19 protein-coding genes are annotated in these 19,841 nt (G+C 34.0%); 12 read left to right on the plus strand and 7 right to left on the minus strand.

Features of this window, described 5'->3' with window-relative positions:
- Positions 1-5: 5 nt before the first annotated feature.
- From fabF to J7E44_RS08095, 4 genes are all read right to left on the minus strand, one after another.
- A complete protein-coding gene (gene fabF / locus J7E44_RS08080) occupies positions 6-1,250 on the minus strand; it encodes a beta-ketoacyl-ACP synthase II (RefSeq protein ID WP_214827687.1) in 1,245 nt (414 codons plus the stop codon).
- Between the two features lie 34 nt (positions 1,251-1,284).
- On the minus strand, positions 1,285-1,524 hold the full coding sequence (locus J7E44_RS08085) for an acyl carrier protein (protein ID WP_002976354.1): 240 nt from the start codon (positions 1,522-1,524) through the stop codon (positions 1,285-1,287).
- 252 nt (positions 1,525-1,776) lie between these two features.
- A complete protein-coding gene (locus J7E44_RS08090; protein ID WP_214827690.1) occupies positions 1,777-2,667 on the minus strand; it encodes a helix-turn-helix domain-containing protein in 891 nt (296 codons plus the stop codon).
- A 91-nt stretch (positions 2,668-2,758) separates the two neighbouring features.
- Entirely contained in the window at positions 2,759-3,583 is an 825-nt protein-coding gene (locus J7E44_RS08095) for an SDR family NAD(P)-dependent oxidoreductase (protein WP_214827692.1), read from the minus strand.
- Positions 3,584-3,781: 198 nt separating this feature from the next.
- Here J7E44_RS08095 and J7E44_RS08100 point away from each other — a divergent pair, with 198 nt between their 5' ends.
- Positions 3,782-4,678 carry an oxidoreductase gene (locus J7E44_RS08100; RefSeq protein ID WP_214827694.1) on the plus strand — a complete coding sequence of 299 codons (897 nt, stop codon included), beginning with the start codon at positions 3,782-3,784 and terminating at the stop codon, positions 4,676-4,678.
- A gap of 87 nt (positions 4,679-4,765) precedes the next feature.
- Positions 4,766-5,572: a helix-turn-helix domain-containing protein gene (locus tag J7E44_RS08105; protein ID WP_214827696.1), complete on the plus strand. Its 807-nt coding sequence runs from the start codon at positions 4,766-4,768 to the stop codon at positions 5,570-5,572.
- A gap of 12 nt (positions 5,573-5,584) precedes the next feature.
- Here J7E44_RS08105 and J7E44_RS08110 read toward each other — a convergent pair whose 3' ends face one another.
- Positions 5,585-6,310 carry an AAA family ATPase gene (locus J7E44_RS08110; protein WP_214827698.1) on the minus strand — a complete coding sequence of 242 codons (726 nt, stop codon included), beginning with the start codon at positions 6,308-6,310 and terminating at the stop codon, positions 5,585-5,587.
- Positions 6,311-6,592: 282 nt separating this feature from the next.
- Between J7E44_RS08110 and J7E44_RS08115 the strand changes: the two genes are divergently transcribed.
- The 3 genes from J7E44_RS08115 (at position 6,593) to J7E44_RS08125 (ending at position 9,475) form a co-directional block, all read left to right on the plus strand.
- Positions 6,593-7,552 (plus strand): beta-1,6-N-acetylglucosaminyltransferase, encoded by a 960-nt coding sequence (locus J7E44_RS08115; protein WP_214827700.1) that lies wholly within the window; start codon positions 6,593-6,595, stop codon positions 7,550-7,552.
- A gap of 250 nt (positions 7,553-7,802) precedes the next feature.
- On the plus strand, positions 7,803-8,165 hold the full coding sequence (locus J7E44_RS08120; RefSeq protein WP_214827702.1) for a helix-turn-helix domain-containing protein: 363 nt from the start codon (positions 7,803-7,805) through the stop codon (positions 8,163-8,165).
- Between the two features lie 227 nt (positions 8,166-8,392).
- Positions 8,393-9,475: a type I restriction endonuclease gene (locus J7E44_RS08125; protein ID WP_214827705.1), complete on the plus strand. Its 1,083-nt coding sequence runs from the start codon at positions 8,393-8,395 to the stop codon at positions 9,473-9,475.
- Positions 9,476-9,686: 211 nt separating this feature from the next.
- On the opposite strand, the gene J7E44_RS08130 is transcribed toward J7E44_RS08125, so the two are convergent.
- Positions 9,687-10,535, minus strand: a complete 849-nt coding sequence (locus tag J7E44_RS08130; RefSeq protein ID WP_214827708.1) for an AraC family transcriptional regulator — start codon at positions 10,533-10,535, stop codon at positions 9,687-9,689.
- Between the two features lie 111 nt (positions 10,536-10,646).
- Between J7E44_RS08130 and J7E44_RS08135 the strand changes: the two genes are divergently transcribed.
- Entirely contained in the window at positions 10,647-11,780 is a 1,134-nt protein-coding gene (locus J7E44_RS08135; protein ID WP_214827711.1) for an acyltransferase family protein, read from the plus strand.
- 127 nt (positions 11,781-11,907) lie between these two features.
- On the opposite strand, the gene J7E44_RS08140 is transcribed toward J7E44_RS08135, so the two are convergent.
- A complete protein-coding gene (locus tag J7E44_RS08140; RefSeq protein ID WP_214827714.1) occupies positions 11,908-14,139 on the minus strand; it encodes a reprolysin-like metallopeptidase in 2,232 nt (743 codons plus the stop codon).
- A gap of 678 nt (positions 14,140-14,817) precedes the next feature.
- Between J7E44_RS08140 and J7E44_RS08145 the strand changes: the two genes are divergently transcribed.
- The 6 genes from J7E44_RS08145 to J7E44_RS08170 all read left to right on the plus strand — a co-directional run bounded on the left by J7E44_RS08145 (position 14,818) and on the right by J7E44_RS08170 (position 19,816).
- A complete protein-coding gene (locus J7E44_RS08145; RefSeq protein WP_214827717.1) occupies positions 14,818-16,434 on the plus strand; it encodes a hypothetical protein in 1,617 nt (538 codons plus the stop codon).
- Between the two features lie 16 nt (positions 16,435-16,450).
- On the plus strand, positions 16,451-17,023 hold the full coding sequence (locus J7E44_RS08150; protein ID WP_214827720.1) for a DUF6705 family protein: 573 nt from the start codon (positions 16,451-16,453) through the stop codon (positions 17,021-17,023).
- Positions 17,024-17,307: 284 nt separating this feature from the next.
- Complete coding sequence (locus tag J7E44_RS08155) at positions 17,308-17,676, plus strand: hypothetical protein (protein WP_214827723.1); 369 nt, start codon at positions 17,308-17,310, stop codon at positions 17,674-17,676.
- On the plus strand, positions 17,676-18,056 hold the full coding sequence (locus J7E44_RS08160; RefSeq protein WP_214827726.1) for a DUF6705 family protein: 381 nt from the start codon (positions 17,676-17,678) through the stop codon (positions 18,054-18,056). The genes J7E44_RS08155 and J7E44_RS08160 overlap by 1 nt, the downstream gene beginning before the upstream one ends.
- A 147-nt stretch (positions 18,057-18,203) precedes the next feature.
- On the plus strand, positions 18,204-18,809 hold the full coding sequence (locus J7E44_RS08165; RefSeq protein WP_089756268.1) for a hypothetical protein: 606 nt from the start codon (positions 18,204-18,206) through the stop codon (positions 18,807-18,809).
- Positions 18,810-18,811: 2 nt separating this feature from the next.
- Positions 18,812-19,816: a DUF262 domain-containing protein gene (locus tag J7E44_RS08170; RefSeq protein ID WP_214827730.1), complete on the plus strand. Its 1,005-nt coding sequence runs from the start codon at positions 18,812-18,814 to the stop codon at positions 19,814-19,816.
- Positions 19,817-19,841 lie beyond the last annotated feature (25 nt).

A 19,841-nucleotide genomic window follows, 5' to 3' on the forward strand; every position in this document is an offset into this window, starting at 1 on the left:
TAAATTTAGATTTTCGTAAACAGAACACAGGCATTATGCCCGCCAAATCCAAAAGTATTGCTCATGGCTACTTTTACATCTTTTTTCACAGCGTCATTAAATGTAAAATTAAGTCTGCTGTCGATATTTTCATCATCAGTAAAATGATTAATGGTAGGAGGAACAATACCATGAATAATTGTTCCCAAAGCAGCAATAGCCTCAATAACTCCGGCAGCACCTAAAAGATGTCCTGTCATTGATTTTGTAGAATTAATCTGAATGTCGTAAGCGTGCTCGCCTAATAATTTTGAAATTGCATTAGATTCTGCAATGTCTCCTAATGGAGTAGATGTACCATGCATATTGATGTGATCTACTTCATCAGCAGTTAACCCTGCATCTTCCAGACAATTTCTCATTACCAGATAAGCTCCCAAACCTTCAGGATGAGGTGCAGTCATATGATGTGCATCTGCACTAAGACCTCCACCTTTTAATTCTGCATAAATTGTTGCGCCACGTTTTACTGCATGCTCATATTCTTCAAGGATAATAGTTCCCGCTCCTTCTCCCAATACAAAACCATCTCGGTCTTTATCAAAAGGTCTTGAAGCTGTTTTTGGATCATCATTTCTTGTAGAAAGTGCCATCATAGCATTAAATCCACCAACACCACTTGCTGTAACAGCAGCTTCAGAGCCACCACATACAATAACGTCAGCTTTTCCAAGTTGGATAAGCATTTTAGCATCAATTAGTGCATTTGCAGAAGAAGCACAAGCAGATACCGTAGTATAATTAGGACCATGGAAACCATACTCGATTGAGATGTGTCCAGGCGTAATATCCGCGATCATTTTAGGAATAAAGAATGGGTTAAATCTTGGAATATCCGTATTTGCCCATCCTAGAACTTCTGTTTCAAAAGTTTCTAAACCTCCGATCCCGGAACCCCAGATTACACCAACTCTGTTTTTATCGACAGAGTCTTCGATAATTCTGGAATGTTCTACAGCTTCTCTTGCAGCAACAAGTCCTAATTGAGTATTTCGATCCATTTTCTTTGCTTCTTTCTTATCGAAATGTTGCAATGGATCAAAACCCTTGACCTCGCAAGCGAATTTTGTTTTGAAGTTTGTGGCATCAAAAAGAGTAATCGGAGCTGCACCGCTCTCACCTTTAACAAGATTTTCCCAGTATTCCTTCGCATTATTTCCAATCGGTGTTATTGCTCCAAAACCGGTTACAACTACTCTTTTTAATTCCATAAACTTTTTTAAATTTTCCTTTTGTTGAAGAATATTATTTATTTACTACTTCTTCGATATAAGCGATAGCGTGACCTACAGTAGTAATTTTTTCAGCTTGATCATCAGGGATTTGAATATTAAATTCTTTTTCAAACTCCATGATAAGTTCAACTGTATCCAGTGAATCAGCTCCTAAATCGTTAGTGAAGCTAGCTTCAGGAGTTACTTCTGTTTCTTCAACGTCAAGCTTATCAGCGATGATAGCTTTTACTCTTGATGCAATGTCTGACATAGTAAATTATTTTTTTAATTGTTAGATGCTGCAAATATATAAAATTCTTTACGATAAAACATTTTTTTAGTCTTTTTTGTGGGTAGACTATACGTATTTTATCATGATGGGATTTAGTCTTTTAGTTTTCAGGTGTTTAGAATTTGTATGCAAAGCAGAAGATGAAATCAATCATGAAATGTATAGGCAGGTTTTGGAGTCTATTCTGGTGTTCAGGATAGGATTCCACCCTTATATCTTTGATAAGATCATTTAATTAATATGCATTTTTCGAAATTCTACAGGTTTCATTCCTGTTTGTTTTTTGAATAACCGGGTGAAGTATGAAGCATTTTCAAAGCCTAATTCATAGGCTATTTCAGACACTCCTTTTTCTCCCAGTCGCAAAAGATTTTTAGCTTCCGAGATCAGATAAATATGAATAAGTTCTATTGCTGTTTTCCCTGTCTCCTGTTTCAAAAGATCGCTCAGATAACGCGGAGAAATATTCAGTTGACCGGCTAATTCTGTTACATTTGGAAGTCCCTGGTTTTTCAAATTATCATTATTGATGTATTTTTTCAGAACATCATTAAATTTTGAAGCCATCTTTCCGGTGATCTGTTCACGTTCTATAAATTGTCTTTTATAATACCGCTGTGCATATTTCAAAATAGTTGAAAGGTGGCTTAATATAATTTCCCGGCTATATTCATCAGGATTATTTCTGTACTCATTATTAATTTTATCATGAAGCTCAAGGATATTCTGCTCTTCTTTAGGAGAAAGATGGAGCGCTTCGGTGACTTCATAGTCAAAGTAGCTGTATTGTTCAATCGCTTTATGTAACTCATGTCCTTTGAGATAATCTTCATGAATAAGAAGCATAAAACCTTCTTCTTCAAATTCCAGATCTCTCATTTCAATGACCTGTCTTGGTTTTGTAAAGAAAAGAGACCCGTTATCATGGTCGTAAGGGGTACGGCCATACATAAAGATGCCGGACTTTATTTTTTTGAAAGCAACCATATAGCAGTCTGTGGTAAACTCCCGGTTTCCCATCGTGCATTCCGACAAGCATCCTACCAAACCTAATAATGGATGTTGTGGTGCTTCCCAGTTACTTTCTGAATGAAGTTCGATAAGAGTCTTATAATGTTTCATCGGATTTTCAATTTTCTAAATTACAATAATCTGCAGATAAGATTGGTCTGCAGATTATTGAATTTTTCGATTTCTAAGTATTATTTTGATTCTAATGACCGTGTGCAGTGATGCTCACATCTTTCCAGTCTTCCACCTCCTGTAAACGATCTGTGTACATCTGATGTATCATGTGGTAGGCCAGTTTTCCTAGTAATAAACGTCGAGGCGGATTTTCTGAATTTATAATGTCTAAAACAGGTTGTACGGTAGCTTCCGGTTTTCCCCATGTATCAGGATTGTCTCCCGATTTTGCAAATGCTTCCCGTACTGGGTTGTAATCTGAAATATCAGCTGACGTTTGTATGGCAGATGCTCCTGCCCAGTCTGTCGCATATCCGTTTGGTTCAACTAAAGTTGTTTTAATTCCTAAATGCGCGGTTTCTGTTCCTACAGTTTCTATTAAACCTTCTATCGCAAACTTTGAAGCGTTGTATAGACCTAATAAAGGTAAAGTAGTTAATCCAAGAAAACTGGAGATCTGAATGATATGCCCACTCTTTTGTTTTCTCATTATTGGTAATACGGCCTGCGATACCCAAAGAGAACCGAAGAAATTAGTTTCCATTTGTTCCCTGGCTTGCTGTTCGGTGGTTTCCTCCACAGTACCAAATAAGCCATAACCCGCATTATTGATTAAAACATCAATCTTTCCGAAATGTTTTTCTATGGTATCTACTGTTTCAAATACCTCCTGACGGTTATTGACATCCAGTTTCAATGGGAGAATTTGGTCACCATATTTTGCTTTAAGATCATCTAAAGTAGAAATGTTTCTCGCAGTAGCGGCTACATTATTTCCTTGCTCTAAAAGAGCTTCTGCCCACAGTCTTCCGAATCCTTTAGATGCTCCTGTGATAAAAATTGTTTTGCTCATGATTTTGTATTTGAATTATTTTATGATGCAAAGTTATTCAGGTGCAGTAGAGAAGACTAGTTCATTTCAGCTGAATACTAGCACAAAATTACATGACCGGAAGTGAGTGTTTTAACAAAGTGGATTTGAGCTTTTTAACAAACCGAATGTTGGTCGGTTTGATGGAACTTTGTCTCAATAAAATTTAAAATAAAAACAATGAAAAAAGTTTGGTTTATTACAGGAAGTTCAAAAGGACTGGGAAAAAGTCTTTTAGAAGCAGTTTTGTTAAAAGGGGACTATGCTGTGGCTACCGCAAGAAATCCTGAGCAGTTAAATGATCTGTTGCAGAATTATTCCTCACAGTTACTTTTATTAAAGTTAGATGTTCAGGTTAAAGAGCAGATTTATTCTGCTGTTGAAGAAGCAGTTAATCACTTTGGAAGAATTGATGTATTGGTAAATAACGCTGGATTCGGAATCACCGGAGCAGCAGAAGCATTTACTGAAGAACAGGTGAGAAATCAGCTGGAGGTTAATTTATTTGCTCCTATCGAAGTAACCAGAGCTGTGCTGCCTCATATGCGAAAACAGAGATCAGGGCATATTTTACAGATCAGTTCTGTAGGTGGAAGAGTAGGAAATGCTGGCCTGTCCATTTATCAGGCTGCAAAATTTGGTCTTGCAGGTTTTTCAGAATCATTAAGTAAAGAAGTTTTGCCTTTGGGAATTAAGGTTACTTCTGTTGAACCTGGTGGGTTCAGAACAGATTGGGCTGGAGCTTCTATGAGTTTTGCTAAAGATATTGAAGGTTATGAGGATACGGTAGGAAGCATTAAAGAATATCTGACGTCAGGGAAATTTCTTCCAATGGGTGATCCGGCTAAAGCAGCGAAAGTAATGGTTGATTTGGTCGATCATCCAACACCTCCATTACATCTGGTTTTAGGAAGTGAGGCGGCAACCATTCTTCAAAATGCGGATCAACATAGAAAAGAAGAATTTGAAAAGTGGCGTGAGGTTAGTGTTTCCACAGATCATGATGATGCTGTAAATGTTTTGGAATCTGAAGAAGGCAAAAAGTTTTTAGCAAAAAAAGGAATCCGGATAGATTGATATTTTGATCATAAACAAGTGTAATGAAAATACTTACACTTGTTTTATCGAATTATTCTAAAGATGCTTTATTATATTTGTAATGAAATGAAAACAACAAGACAGGATTTCGGAAATATCATATACTCTTGCTATGTTCAGTTGAGCAGGCAGGGAGAACATTTTGTGTCCGATCATGTGATCAGTTACCAGATCTCCGGAGACTTAATTTTAAATGATGGAATCAATGAATACAGATCGGAAGAAGGTTCTATTCGTTTTTTAAAGCGTAATCAGCTTTTGAAGTTTACGAAAATACCTCCTCCGGGTGAAGAATTTCAGTCGTTATCCATTCACTTGGATCAGCAGACCTTACAGGACTTTAGCATAATGTACAATGTAATGTCGGAGAAGAAATGTTCGACGAGCTCTTTAGTTTTATTTGAATCCAGTTCTCTTTTAAAAAATTATATGGATTCATTGCTGATGTATAAGAAGACTGATACGCTTTCCGATCCGCGTCTGGTAGAGGTGAAGATAAAAGAAGCGATTATTTTACTGCTCCAGGAGAATCCTGAACTGAAAGATATTTTATTCGATTTTAATGAACCTGGAAAAATTGATATCGAGGCATTTATGCGCAAGAATTACCATTTTAATGTAAACCTTGATCGCTTTGCTTATCTCACAGGAAGAAGTCTGGCAACCTTTAAACGTGATTTCGAAAAAATATTTGGGAACACACCCGGAAAATGGCTGTTGCAGAAAAGATTACAGGAAGCACATTACCTCCTTGCTGAAAAAGGCAGAATGGCGTCGGATATTTATATGGATCTGGGCTTTGAAGATCTTTCTCATTTTTCATTTGCTTTCAAAAAGCAATATGGATTATCTCCAAGTAAATTATCTTCTTAAAAGTGTTTCTGATCAGATGTCGTCATCATTAAATAAATGACGGAAATATAAGTCGGGAGAATTCAGGAAGTTTTTCGTGATTTGATAATGTTCGGTGTCTTTATAATTAATAGTTTTAAGATGGTGATCCAGGGAATAAATTGTTGCGCCCGGATAACTAAGCAATATAGGAGAATGGGTTGATATGATAAATTGTGCCTTTCCCGTTTTTTCCAATGAATGTATGATAGATAAAAGTGAAAGCTGGCGTTGTGGAGAAAGTGCTGATTCCGGCTCATCAAGTATATAAATGCCTTTTTCAAAATGATTATGGAATAAAGCCAGAAATGCTTCCCCGTGAGATTGTTTATGTAAAGACTTTCCTCCGTATGCATCCAGAACCCTTAAATCTCTAGTAGAAACTTCATCTATATAAGTGGCAAAATTAAAAAAGCTTTCTGCACGCATGAAAAAACCTTCATTGATCTTTGTGCGCCATGAAAGTGTAAGGTAGTCCGATAATACAGATTCTGTTTTATGGAAGTCATAATTGTGATTTCGATTTCCACCCGATAAATTAAATTCACATTTATCAGCAATACTTTCCATTAAGGTAGACTTACCGGTTCCGTTTTCACCAACAAAAAATGTGACATTGGTTTTTAAATTAAGATTTAAACCATTTTTAAAAATAGGAAGGTTAAACGGAAAGTCTTCCGGGTGATCATCTTTTAAATAAATTCTGGATAAATAAGTCATTTTTTTTAAATCAAACAATTACTAGTGCACCTATGATAAAAATATGCCAAGTCATAAAATAGTAACTTTAAATGTAAGAAAATTGTACTTCATGTAAATAAAGCAAGTTTTCAATGTAAGCCTGTCATCGGAGGAACTTCATTGAAATAATTTCATACAGGGAAATGGGTTTTTGAGAAATTAATAAATAAAAGACCATTAAATTATCGTAAATTGAGAAAAATGTCTATTAATACTTTATAAAATGAGTTGTAAGCATTCATAATTTTAAAAAAATATAAAATGAGAAATGTTTACATGAGCGAGAGCAATGAACATCATATTAGTATGTCACTAGAACCTGTCCGTATTGCCTATCTGGTTTTAGTACATCGATTACCTGAACAGTTTAAGAGACTTTTTAAAGCCATATATGAACCTTCAAATTTCTATCTTATCCATATTGATAAAAAGGCCAATCAGGAAATTGGAGAAGAAGTAAAAGATTTTCTGAAAGAATATCCGAATGTGCATATCCTTAAAAGTGAGAAAGTAGTGTGGGGTGGATATAGTATGGTTCAGGCAGAACTGGATGGGATGAACTACCTGCTTAGTATGAGCGAGAAATGGGATTATTTTATCAACTTAAGTGGACAGGATTATCCTTTGAAATCACAGAAAATAATCAAAGAATTTTTATCGAAAAATAATGGGAAGAGTTACATTAAAGTAGCTGATCAGGAATTAAACAGACCTGAAACGATGAACCGTATTGAGAATTATTTCGAAGAGCTTGAAGATAAAATTTCTGAAGACACCCATAAAAGAGGTTTTATGAAAGATATAATTCCTTACATCGGTGGACAGTGGATGATCTTAACCAGAAACTGTTGCGAATTTATCTGCAATAGTGCAGAAGTAAAAAAGTTTGAAACCTATTATTTTAATACCCTGATTGCTGATGAATCCTTTTTTCAAACCGTTTTAATGAATACTTCTTTTGATGGTATTTTAGTAAATGACGATAAAAGAGCAATTATATGGATTCCGGATGGAGATATTAAATTACGTCCAAAAACATTTACCAAAACGGATTTTGAATTCTTAAAAACAGGCAGTAATCTTTTTGCAAGAAAATTTGATGATAATGTGGATGATAAAATAATAAATAGTATTACAACCCATTACAACGAACCTTTGAAAACATTAGCGAAGATCGTTGATATAAAAAGTATCGATATCAGCTTTAATGAGTTGAATTAAATATAAAATTAGGTTAATACATAGTTCTGATAAAGTAGCGATATGGTTATTGAGTGGTTCGTGACATATCCTTTTCAGAAACGAAAAGAGAGTTTGTAGTAATTACAAATTCTCTTTTTGCTTTAAGTGAGTGGGTGGGATTTGAACCTTCGTCCAAACGATAAATAAGTTTTCTACATGCTTATTCTACTATTGACAAACTTGAATTACAATTTTCTTTATATTTGTACAAAGCACATATACGGGCACTATGGAAAAACTAAAAAGTTTAAGAAAGCAAAGAGGATATACTCAGGAATACATGTCAAAGGTCTTGGCAACGGATGTTTCTAATTATTGCCGAAAGGAAAATGGAGATGTAAAAATTTATGATGATGAATGGGAGAAGCTTGCTAAGGCGCTGGATGTTCCGGTTGAAGAAATTAAAGAAGAGAAAGCGGCAACTATTGTACAGAATATTGATAACTCGACTTTTAATGAATCGGGTATCAACTCCAATTATTATAATGTTCCAAATCAGATAATGGATAATCTACAGGATTATATTAAAATGTTGAAAGAAGAGAATGAGTCTTTAAAAGAGAAACTAAAGAAATTTGAATCTGAAAAATAGTATCTGCTTTTAAAAAATAATATAGAAAAATACTGCCTTGATGAGGTGGTATTTTTTTTAAAAGAGATATTGATAATTATGCTAGTATAATTAAGCTTTTTTTTGATATTGTTTACAAGTTATTCTTTTAAGACGCTCTGTATTAAAAGAAATGCCGTACTTAAATAAATAAAACCTTAATAGTTTCACATAATTTGTAAATTTGAAATTAAACTAAACAATAACCAATGGAAGCAGACTTAAAATTAAAACTAGAACAACTTCATCAAAGGGTTGATTCTCTAAAAGATCAAATCAACACAGAAGAAGGTACTAAAAATGCATTTGTGATGCCATTTATACAAATATTAGGATACGACATTTTCAACCCTACAGAAGTGATACCTGAATTTATTTGTGATATAGGAACAAAGAAAGGTGAAAAAGTTGATTACGTTATTAAAAAGAACGATGAACCAATCCTTATCATTGAATGTAAACATTGGAAAGAAAATGCAGATGCACATAATTCTCAACTCCATCGATATTATCATGTTTCTAAAGCTAGATTTGGTGTTCTAACAAATGGGCACACCTACAATTTTTATGCTGATTTGGAGAAGCCAAATATTATGGATGAAAAACCATTTTATACGTTAGATCTTGCAAATCTAAAAGATTCGAGTTTGAAAATTCTTGAAAACTTTACTAAAAATGGATACAATTTGGAAAGTATTTTGGATTCTGCCGAAGCATTAAAATATACTAAAGCTATCAAGAATGAATTTGAAAAAGAGTTAGATAATCCTTCAGATGAAATGGTAAAGCTCCTTGTTGGTAAATTTTTTGATAAACCGATAACGGCTGCAAGACTCGTAATATTTAAGGAGTATACAAAACGAGCGCTTGCGAATTCAATTAATGAATCAATTAATTTTCGTTTAAAAAATGCACTTAGTATAAGCGAGACAGTACCTTCTAAGGAATCAGGTGGAACCTTACCTATTGATGAAAATATTGATTTGGTGAAAATAAATACTACAGAAGAAGAGGTGGAAGGATCACAAATTGTAAAAGCTATACTTCGAGAGGAATTAGTAGCTTCTAGAATTGCGTTTAGAGATACTCAATCGTATTTCGGAATTTTATTTGATGATAACAATAGAAAGCCATTGTGTCGTTTGCATTTTAACTCATCAAATAAGTATATTGAATTATTCCATAATGGTAAAGATAGTGGTGAAAAAAAACTTTTAAATAGTTTAGAGGATATCTATCTTTATAAAAAAGAGTTGTTACAAACGGTGAAAAGTTATAGTGACAGTAAGTAGATGTTTTAGTATAAGATAGCTGGAGTTTTTGCTTTGTATTTTAGATAAGACTTTCAGTGATTTACAAATATTGGAAAAGGAAAATCCAGGAAAATTCTTTCCTGGATTTTTAAAATATCTTCTGGGGCAATCATCTTGCTCGTATCCAAATAGGGATGGTTAATAAAAGTCGTCATGTAAGGACTTTTAATTACAAAAGTAGAACACAGTACTAGTGATATTTATTCCTATAATAACCCGGACTCATCCCTTTGATCTTTTTAAAAACCCGATTATAATAAGGAATATCACTAAAACCCGATGCTATACAGATTTCTTTCACGGACAGTTTTGTTTTTAATAGCATTTGACATGATGATTCGATCCGGAATTCGGTTAAATAAGTGAAGAAAGATTTTCCGGTCATTCTTTTAAAGAAAACACAAAAGGAAGATTTCTGCATACCCACAGATTGTGAAATTTCTTCCAGAGTGATATCTCGTTGGAAGTTACTCAGGATATAGAGGTGTATTTTCTGTAGCTTCTTTTCCTGTTTATTTTCAGTTATTGGTCTTCCAACAATCCGCATGTCTTTGCAATAGGAAATCAGCTCTAATAATATAATGAAGGAAGATATCCGCTTAATATCATTCTGATGAATCATTGAAGTCATTAAAACCTGAAGTTTTTCTAAGGGTTCTCCTGTAAATGAAACTGCATTTTCATTGTTTTGAAGTTCAGAAATGACAGTAAATAGCTCAGGAAAAATCAGGGTGCAGTTTTTCAGGAAGTTATTTTCAAAGACTATAGTAATGTTTTCAATTTTGCCTTCACGGTCATGAACAGATTCATCAAAAGACCAACAATGTGGGATATTAGGTGGAATCAATATGATTTCGCCTTTTGAAAAATTTTCCACGACATCGCCAATAATTCTGGCTCCGCTTCCAGTGATGATATAAGACAGTTCCCACGTTTCCTGTTGGTGGAGTGGAACCTGCTGATCCCATTTGATATGTACATGGTCAAAGTGAAACCTTTTGGTTTTGATATTTGGATAATATTTTAAATTTTGCTTCATTTATATGATAATAAAATCAATTATGTAAATATAAGACAATGATTAAAAAATATAGAACAAGTATTTTAAACTACGAACCTATATTTTTGTATCAAATTTTATAATCCATATATGAGCTCAACCTTACCCATTTCCTCTTCTAAACCTCACTACGAAATTCTTGACGGATTACGTGGAGTAGCTGCCATTATGGTGGTATTCTTTCATATTTTTGAAGTGTATTCGAATGGTGATCATACGAAACAGATTATTAATCACGGTTATTTAGCGGTAGATTTTTTCTTTATGTTATCGGGTTATGTAATCAGCTATGCCTATGATAACCGATGGGGTCAGATGACAATGAAAGATTTTTTTATACGCCGTTTGATAAGGTTGCAGCCTATGATCATTATTGGCTCGTTGGTAGGAGCAGTTTTATTTTATTTCCAACACTCGGAAGGAATGGGATGGGGTGGTATTTCAACAACTCCGGTATGGAAGCTCTTGTTGGTAATGTTCATTGGAATGACGGTAATTCCAGTAGGAAAGGGTCTTGATATCAGAGGTTGGAATGAAATGCATCCACTGAATGGTCCGGCTTGGTCATTATTTTATGAATACATCGCGAATATTTTTTACGCCCTGATTTTACGGAAGGTTTCAAAAATCGTATTAGGGATCTTAGTTTTGGTTTCGGCAGCATTTACCATTCATTATGCATTCACTAATCCCAGTGGCGATATAATCGGAGGTTGGTCTATTGATGATGCCAAGCAGTTGAGAATTGGTTTCATAAGGTTGGCCTTTCCATTTCTAATGGGAATATTTTTAGCCAGAGCGGCCAAATTGAAATTGACGAAAAATGCTTTTTTTACCACAAGTGTTTTATTGATGGTCATATTGGCTATTCCACGACTGGGGGGAAATGATGCTTATTGGCAGAATGCTTTATATGAATGCTTTGCATTAATGATTTTATTTCCGGTGGTTATTTTACTGGGAGAAGGAGGGAAAATTTTAAATAAAAATACCCATCAATTCTGTAAGTGGCTGGGTGATATTTCATATCCTATTTATATTACTCATTTTCCGTTGGCATGCACTTATTATGCATGGGTTGCCAATGGAAAACATACATTGGCAGAACCCCGATCATGGGTTTTTGGTTTACTGACTGTCGTTATTTCTATTATAATGGCTTACCTGTATATGAGATTTTATGATGTGCCTGTACGGAAGTGGCTTGTGAAAAGGTTTCAATAAATAGTGTTTCGGTTCTAACTGATATTGATAATCCAATGGGTTTTATATCATTTAATTATAAAAATAAAAAAGGTTGTTTTACAATGAAAACAACCTTTTTTTATTAAACTGATGGATTTAGATATTCTTATTCTTTAACCCATTTTACGGATTTCTCCATATTTTTAGTTTTAATCTTAATCACATAATCTCCTGTCATTAAGTGAGCTAAATTGAAAGTGCCCACCTTGCCAGCGTCTAATGTATTATTCAGCTTACTGAATGCTACTCTTCCGCTTGCATCATACACCATGATGTCGTAGTTTTCATTGGAGTTGGTAAATTTAATATTCAAAAGTCCTTTACTTGGGTTAGGATATACTACAAATACATCTTTACTTCCTACTACTTCGCTAACACCTAATACCTTATCAATCGCAAAATTAACAGGATTAATATTATAAAACACATTACCCTGTCCTGCAACCATAATTCTTGCTTGTGCTGTAGTTACATTAGGAACTATAATCGTTTCTGAACCATCATTTGGAGTAGAGGCGATAATTGTGGTAGGATAAGTAAGACCTCCGTCTGTTGAAAGTAAAATACTTACATTCGCACAGCTCACAGGTGCAGCAGTTGTATTCGCTACATTCCATGTGATGGTCTGAGTAGTATTGCCCGTCCATGTTACAGCAGTTGTTGGTGCGGTAACTGTAAATGGCCCAGAATTTCCATCCACTGTAACTATTGCATCATCGTTTGCAACCCCTGCACAGCCTGGATTATTATCTCTAACCGTTAATCTGAACTCCATGGTTCTTGCATAAGATGGCAAGATCTCTCCTCTGGTCATCGTATTATTAATTACATCAGTAATTTTTGGAAAATATCTGTAAGGAACAGTGACAGGGACAAATGATCTGAAAATAGCAGCATTTCCAGTTGGAGCATTCCAGTTTCCAGCAGGTCCTACATCATTTTGTTCCCATGAGTAGGTAAGTGCATTATTTTGTGCATCAGTAGCAGAACCTGTTAACTTAAACGGAGTTCCTTTAGGAATGGTGTAATCATTTCCTGCATTCACAACGGGAGCTGTATTGGCAACCGGCGTTGTCACCTGACATGTTGTTGATTGAACTTTCGTGGTGATCGATTGGAATGATTTGGTGTGAAAAGTAGGAATACTGTTTGGTGCAAGGTCGTTTACAGAACCACAAATACCTGCGTAAGCCATGATCGTAACTCCGCTTCCCGGTTCTACAGCATTTGAAGCACTGCGGTTTCCTGCACAATTTCCTGTTATTGCATTAAAAGTATGAGGACCGCCGAACTGATGTCCAACTTCATGGGCAACATAGTCGATATCATAAGGATCTCCAACAGGATTGGATGATCCGGTAATGCCGCTTCCTTTGTTACCGGTGCTGCAGATAACTCCTAATCCAGCCAGTCCGCCACCTCCTGTACTGAAGGTATGTCCTATGTCATAATTGGCGTTTCCTATTAATGCATCAATCTGTGCCTGACTTTCATCTATTAAGGTATATGCATCATTATTGCCTGTAAAAGGGTCTGTAGTAGGGTTGGTAAAGATAACGTTGGTTTCAGTAGGAACCAATATCAACCTTACAGCTACTTCCTGTTCGTATACTCCATTTACTCTGTTTACAGAGGTTACGATGGCAGACAGGGCTTGAGCAACTGTAGGTGTAGCTAATCCTGTTGCAGCCTTTGCATATTCACCAGTACAAGCTACTGCAAATCTGAAAATTCTAATTTGAGTACCTACGCTTGGAGTAACGCTTTTCTGAACGCTTTTTTTTTCGGGTGTTATTTCCTCGTCTTTTGTTCCGCAAATCCTTGGATTTCTATCAATTAAATCACTCTTTTTGTAAACAATATAATCATTGATATTAGTTTTTGCATAAGGATCAATATAGGTATCACCAGTTATTACAGATTTTATTTGAGCATGAAACCCTAACTCTGTAAAATCCAATTTTATAGTAGCATATTGGTCATCTACGCCCTGTCCTGTGAAAGTAACCAGTTGAGGGAATTTCTGAGCCAGTTCAGGAGCCATTACTGAAGACTTCCAGATTCTGAATTTTGCTTTCGTCCCATCAGGCATAGGCAGGACAATAATCGGTGCGTTGTCTTTACGCTCATTGTCTCTCAGTTCCGGAACCGAATTGAAATAGCTTTTCATTCCAGACACATTCAATGTGTATGTCAATGATTTTTCGGGTTGAACCGTTCTGTTTTTTGGGTCTGCTTTAATGGATCTCTCACTGATCGTGGTGAAAAAATCCTGTGCCTTTCCCAGGGAAATGGATAAAATAAATATCCCCAGATAAAGTAATTGTTTAATTTTCATAGTTAATATATTTAATATGGTGTTTGGTGGTGTTATTTCGTAAAATGAAAAAAAATCCTGATTTATGGAATTTTTAATTCAAAATATAAATAGCCATAAAAGTAATTAAATTTGCATAATTATTATAATAAAAACATATTATTATGATTTTTTTTATTAGAAACTGCCTTTTTTGGGTTATTTTAAAATAAAATTCTCAATAATATTTATATGTAAAAAATATTAATTTATGGCAGTTAATCTTGTTATGATCAAATTTTTAGCGGGATATTGCACTTGTTTCTGTCTTTTGAAACAAAAACTCCTCGTAAATCAATGTTGACGATTCTATATTTTTTATAATTTAAGAAATAATGAAAATAGTCTTACAGTGGGGACAATAAGTCATTTCGACCCTGAATTAAATTTCTATATTTTATTTTAAATGCCGATATTCTATAATAGCGAAAATAAAATGTTTACAATAGCAAATTAAGATTATTTGCATCATAAATTTAACACGACATGTTCTGTCGTTATAGTGAATTAGCTTTACTTATTCAACAAAATGAGAAATAAAAAGATCCTAAACAATAAAGCTCTAAGTTTTCTCGTTTTACCGATATGAATTACGAAATTAATATTAAAAAGTGTTAATACTTGTAATTATATTTAAAAACTAAAATTAATAAACTAGAAATGAAAAACAAATTTTTCTTATGGTTATCATTATTGATAACATTAAGTGTTGGCTTACAATCATGTCGAAATGAAGATTTGGTAAAAGCCGAAACTAATCCAAAAAGAAACAATTCTGATTTCTTTAAACACCCATCATCTATTCAATCAAAATCAAGTGTAGATTACATTAACATTCTTGAAGCCTACAATAGAGAAACAGATTTTTTATCTAAAATGCCTGATCAAAATGGAATGCCAATTTGGGATAAAATGTATGAAGTAGTGACTGAAAATGCAGTAGGCCTTATGATTCCTCTTTCTGATGACAATGAAACAATGAGTTCCATACTTTTTGCAACTTTAGATAGCAAAGACGTGGTAACAGCTGTAAAAGATTATGACAATGCATTACTTGAAGATATAGTCTACGATCAAAGGATCAGTGTAGAAAATCGGGAGAAACTTTTTCTTACTTTCATGCACATGGATAATAGGACATTTGGAAATGAACATTTTATAGGAATACCAAAAGATTTGTTTATTGGTAAAAAGTCTGATGACGAATATGGAATCATGTGGATGAGGAATTTTGCCCCTTCAACGAAAGTTACAATTCAGCAAGAAGGGAAACTAATGATTATAGAAACATGTTTTATAGCGCTTCATTGCACCCATCATGGCGAAGGGATTTGCGATGCTGAAAGTGGCTGTACCGACTGTGGAACTACATATTGCACCTATGAGGTTATCGGAACAGTAGATGATCCTTTTCCCTCAACCCCTGGCGGAGGTGGAGGCGGCGGCGGTGGCGGCGGCGGTGGCTGCTTCGGTTGCGGAGGCGGTGGCGGGACACCAGGCCCTAATGTTCCGTCAAACCCCTGTGGTTTAAACTTTAGCAGAGCCTTTTATAGACTTGCTCCAGGATGCGGAGGCGGCACTCTTCCTGATCTGGATGACCCTTGTGAAAAAACTAAAGCTATGTTAAAAAAACCAAATGCCCAGCAAGCCATTGCTGATGTAACTGAGCAAGCTAAAAAAGCAGCTAATGACATTAATGAAGGAGAAATAGGAAGAATAGAAAATAATGGACAGTTTACATCTGCCGATGTTTCAGCAGATCATCATGTTACTTTTAATAATATAAATGGAGCGAAAGGGATTTATCATAGTCATACATTTAATGGAGCAAAAATGCATTCACCGCCAGATATTAACTTTGTACTAAACTTAGCAAGCGGGCAAACAAATGCTTCAAATTATGGAGATGTTTATGTCGGAATGATAGGAGCTGTAAAATGTTATCCAGCAACAGCTGGATGCTATAGAATGCATCATTATTTAATTCGATTTATTGGTACAGCATCTGATTTGGCAACATCTTTTACCGACGATCAAATGAAAAATTTCATAAGATTTACTAAAAAAAGAGAAAGTGAGTTAGCTGAAATTTTACCTTATGTAGACTTTTTAGGAGATGAATTAAATAATAAGGGGGTAGAAAAACTTTTTTTTGATACCTTAGCTAAAATGGGGTTAGCAGGAAAAGTGATGTTGCAAAGAGTAGATGATGACGGTACTGTAAATAATATTGATTTAGATGCTAATGGAGTTCCTACAGCTATGCCGTGTCCGTAACTTTAAAAATAAACAAATGAAAAATACATTTTTTAAAATACTTTTTGTAACAGGTTTAATAAGTGGTTTTATATCCTGTAATGCACAACTTCCTTTAAATACATTAATGGAAAACATTCCACAAGATGCACACGTTAAGGATCTCAACAATGAACTAAATCCATATATGGGTATTTATAAAGCAAACTATCAGGGAAGAGAAATTACTTTGTATATTACCAAGGTTGAAAATAAGCTGGAAAAAAGTGTGGACAAAACATATTATTTAGATGCACTCGTTATCAAATATATCGTCAAAAGTTCTTCTGGTGTTATTTTACAGGATACCCAAAATGTAATTTTACAGAATAATGCCATCACCAGTCATAGAGTAAGATCATATGATAATACTATTATTCTTTATTATGAGGGCACTAATTGCAGTGTCGGTTGGGGAAATATTTATTTAAAAAAAATAAATGCTACACAAATATCTTGGCTTTATAAACCAGATGATGTTATTCTTACCCCAAGTAAATGTCCTGGAAATCCTGATTTAACAATTTATCTTCCAGAGACAGAAAATCCTTTGATTTTTACTAAACAATAATAACAATAAAAGAAAACAGGCATATTCGGGCCTGTTTTCTTTTTATTGTATTTACATTTCTTAAAATGCACCAAAAACCACTACTTTCCATATTTTCATAAATTTCACCATTAATAACCCCAAGTACAGGGGAAATTGGTTTCAAGGAAAAGAAAGATGGAACTGTAGTTCCAGCAGATGTAAATTCATCACACCAAGTAGTATTTAATGATGTAACTGATGGCTGAGTAATTCTTCAACGTATTGAGGCTATGGAACAGTATACAACGTAGCAAAAGATAGCAATGGAGTCATTACAGCAACACAGAGGTAAACAAATTTATAAGGATATTTTCTCTGTAAGATACATTATAAATAATTCTTCTGGAGCTATACTCCAAGACACTAAAAATATGACATTTCAGCCAGACCAATTGCATACTATTTATAGTTTGTGGGTGATAGAAAACGGTACAAAGACAAGGCTAAACTATGCGGGTACTAATTGTAGTGTAGGTTGGGTAGATATTTTCTTAAAGAAAATTAATAATACCCAAATCTCTTGGGAATACAGACCTGATGATATAGTTACAATTTCAAGTAAATGTCCTTCTAATTTAAATACAACTATTTATCTTTCAGAAACAAAAGACCTGATATTTATTAAACAATAATGAAAATCTTATTAATAGCAGGAATATTTATTGTGTTTTCTTGTAAAGCTCAGAATCTTCCTTTAAATACTGCATTATCAAATATTCCTAATAATGTTTATGTTAAAGATACTAATAATGAACTAACTCCATACATAGGCAACTATAAAGCCAATTATGGAGGAAAAGAAATTACATTATTTATTACAAAACAGGAAAATAAATTAATTGATTATGGTGATCAAAAGTTTTATAGAGATGCTCTCATTGTAAAATATATCGTAAAAAATTCTTCAGGTACAATTTTACAAGACACTAAAAATAATAATACGGACATAGACTTTTATAGTACTAAAATTAAATCTACTCAAAGTTCGATAACATTCGCCAATCCAAATTAAAATATTTATAAATAATTGATAATAAAGTCTTCAAAATTAATTTTATATTAGCAGTAGAAATGGCTTTACGCAAGTCATATAAATCAGATTTACGCAATTTGTAAATCCAATAGTTAGCTGCAAGCAAAATAACACAACAACGATAAAATGACCTTAGAAGAATTTAAAGCAGAACTTAATGCAATTTCTACTGAAATTGAAAGGACAACTTTTGTTCAAAGGAATTTTTTCAACGGTACACCTTTTGTGTTTCGTGAAAGAGATGGTGACTATTACAATTTCTCTAAAAGAATAGCCGACCAATTTAACATTAGATATACAGACATAAATATCGTTGGGTCATCTAGATTCGGATTTAGTCCATATAGATTTACAGAGTTTTCATTTGAATCCGATATTGATGTTACGATATGTAATGAGACACTATTTGAACAGTACTTTGAGCTAATTTCTGATTATACATATAAGTTAAGATACCGCGAAATATTTTTACGGAAGGATCAGTACAATCAATACATTAAGTTCTTAAAATACTTTAGCACCGGTTGGATGAGACCTGATTTATTACCTTCAAACACTGTTGAATTCATTGAAATAAGAGAACGATGGGATAATTTTTTTAAAACAATTTCATACGGAAAATCAGAAGTTGGAAACTATAAGGTAAAAGCTGGTTTATTTAAAAATCAAGCATACGCAGAAAAATACTATCAGAGCAGTATAGCTCAATTGCAAAAAGAAATAAAACAATAAATATGGCAAGGCAAATACAAGCACAACCAGATAAAAAGACAATTTCCGACCTAATTGGAAAAATTCAAAGAAATGAATTAATTCTGCAACCGGAGTTTCAAAGAGGATTTGTTTGGACACCAGAACATATGGAGAATTTTATTAAGACAATCTTAGAAGGTTATCCGTTTCCTGAAATATATATATCGCAAAAAGGAATTGACTTAGAAACACTTTCTACACAAAATGTTGTTGTAGATGGTCAGCAAAGGTTAACTACAATTAAAAGATATATTGAAGGTACCCATAACTTTGAAAGACGAATTCCAAAGTTCGCTGATCTATCCGGCCAGGATAAGACGGATTTTTTAAATTATGATGTTACAGTTCGAGATTTGAAAGACGTAAATCCAGAAATAATGATTGAGATATTTCAAAGGATTAACTCAACCAAATTTACATTAAATGCAATTGAGATTAATAATGCTATCTATGATGGTCAATTCATTAAATGTGCGAAAGATGTATTAGAGCATTTCAAAAATGTTGAGTTTAAAGTACCAATATTCAGTGAAAGCGAACTGACAAGAATGGCTGATCTTCACTTTTTACTTCTTATTATGGCTACAATTGAAGAAGGTGGATATTTCCCAGCTGACAATGAGGTTGAAAAGTATATAGCACAATTCAATGATGAATATCCAAGATTCATCGAAATGAGAGATAACTTAATAAGAACTATATTATCAATAAATCAAAGCGACCTAGCTACTGACTCGATATGGTATAGAAAATCAAATTACTTTACGTTGGTTTGTGAATTACTTTGGAGTGGCAAACAAATAGAAGACTTGATTGAAGACTTAAATGCATTCGAGGTAAATGTTTTAGAGAATAAATCATCTGATAGAAGTACAAATGAATTTGCAATCTATTATGCTAATATGTATGCAGGTACGAATAGTAGAAACGCAAGAGTAACACGGAGTGAAATATTAAAAGCAAAGACAAATATTGCCAGCAGCTAACAACGGTTTTGAAATAGTGGGGCGA

Origin of the sequence: Chryseobacterium sp. ISL-6 (genome assembly GCF_018613715.1) — a bacterium.
GTDB classification, from domain to species: domain Bacteria; phylum Bacteroidota; class Bacteroidia; order Flavobacteriales; family Weeksellaceae; genus Chryseobacterium; species Chryseobacterium paludis.

Excerpts from the sequence above, each read along its gene's own strand:
- J7E44_RS08155 (WP_214827723.1), top strand. The coding sequence starts at position 17,308 with ATGGAGTCATTACAGCAACACAGAGGTAAACAAATTTATAAGGATATT.
- J7E44_RS08105 (WP_214827696.1), top strand. The coding sequence starts at position 4,766 with ATGAAAACAACAAGACAGGATTTCGGAAATATCATATACTCTTGCTAT.
- J7E44_RS08165 (WP_089756268.1), top strand. The coding sequence starts at position 18,204 with ATGACCTTAGAAGAATTTAAAGCAGAACTTAATGCAATTTCTACTGAA.
- J7E44_RS08135 (WP_214827711.1), top strand. The coding sequence starts at position 10,647 with ATGAGCTCAACCTTACCCATTTCCTCTTCTAAACCTCACTACGAAATT.
- J7E44_RS08115 (WP_214827700.1), top strand. The coding sequence starts at position 6,593 with ATGAGAAATGTTTACATGAGCGAGAGCAATGAACATCATATTAGTATG.
- J7E44_RS08090 (WP_214827690.1), bottom strand. The coding sequence starts at position 2,667 with ATGAAACATTATAAGACTCTTATCGAACTTCATTCAGAAAGTAACTGG.
- J7E44_RS08130 (WP_214827708.1), bottom strand. The coding sequence starts at position 10,535 with ATGAAGCAAAATTTAAAATATTATCCAAATATCAAAACCAAAAGGTTT.
- J7E44_RS08110 (WP_214827698.1), bottom strand. The coding sequence starts at position 6,310 with ATGACTTATTTATCCAGAATTTATTTAAAAGATGATCACCCGGAAGAC.
- J7E44_RS08095 (WP_214827692.1), bottom strand. The coding sequence starts at position 3,583 with ATGAGCAAAACAATTTTTATCACAGGAGCATCTAAAGGATTCGGAAGA.
- J7E44_RS08150 (WP_214827720.1), top strand. The coding sequence starts at position 16,451 with ATGAAAAATACATTTTTTAAAATACTTTTTGTAACAGGTTTAATAAGT.
- J7E44_RS08125 (WP_214827705.1), top strand. The coding sequence starts at position 8,393 with ATGGAAGCAGACTTAAAATTAAAACTAGAACAACTTCATCAAAGGGTT.
- J7E44_RS08120 (WP_214827702.1), top strand. The coding sequence starts at position 7,803 with ATGGAAAAACTAAAAAGTTTAAGAAAGCAAAGAGGATATACTCAGGAA.
- J7E44_RS08140 (WP_214827714.1), bottom strand. The coding sequence starts at position 14,139 with ATGAAAATTAAACAATTACTTTATCTGGGGATATTTATTTTATCCATT.
- J7E44_RS08145 (WP_214827717.1), top strand. The coding sequence starts at position 14,818 with ATGAAAAACAAATTTTTCTTATGGTTATCATTATTGATAACATTAAGT.
- J7E44_RS08160 (WP_214827726.1), top strand. The coding sequence starts at position 17,676 with ATGAAAATCTTATTAATAGCAGGAATATTTATTGTGTTTTCTTGTAAA.
- J7E44_RS08100 (WP_214827694.1), top strand. The coding sequence starts at position 3,782 with ATGAAAAAAGTTTGGTTTATTACAGGAAGTTCAAAAGGACTGGGAAAA.
- fabF (WP_214827687.1), bottom strand. The coding sequence starts at position 1,250 with ATGGAATTAAAAAGAGTAGTTGTAACCGGTTTTGGAGCAATAACACCG.
- J7E44_RS08170 (WP_214827730.1), top strand. The coding sequence starts at position 18,812 with ATGGCAAGGCAAATACAAGCACAACCAGATAAAAAGACAATTTCCGAC.
- J7E44_RS08085 (WP_002976354.1), bottom strand. The coding sequence starts at position 1,524 with ATGTCAGACATTGCATCAAGAGTAAAAGCTATCATCGCTGATAAGCTT.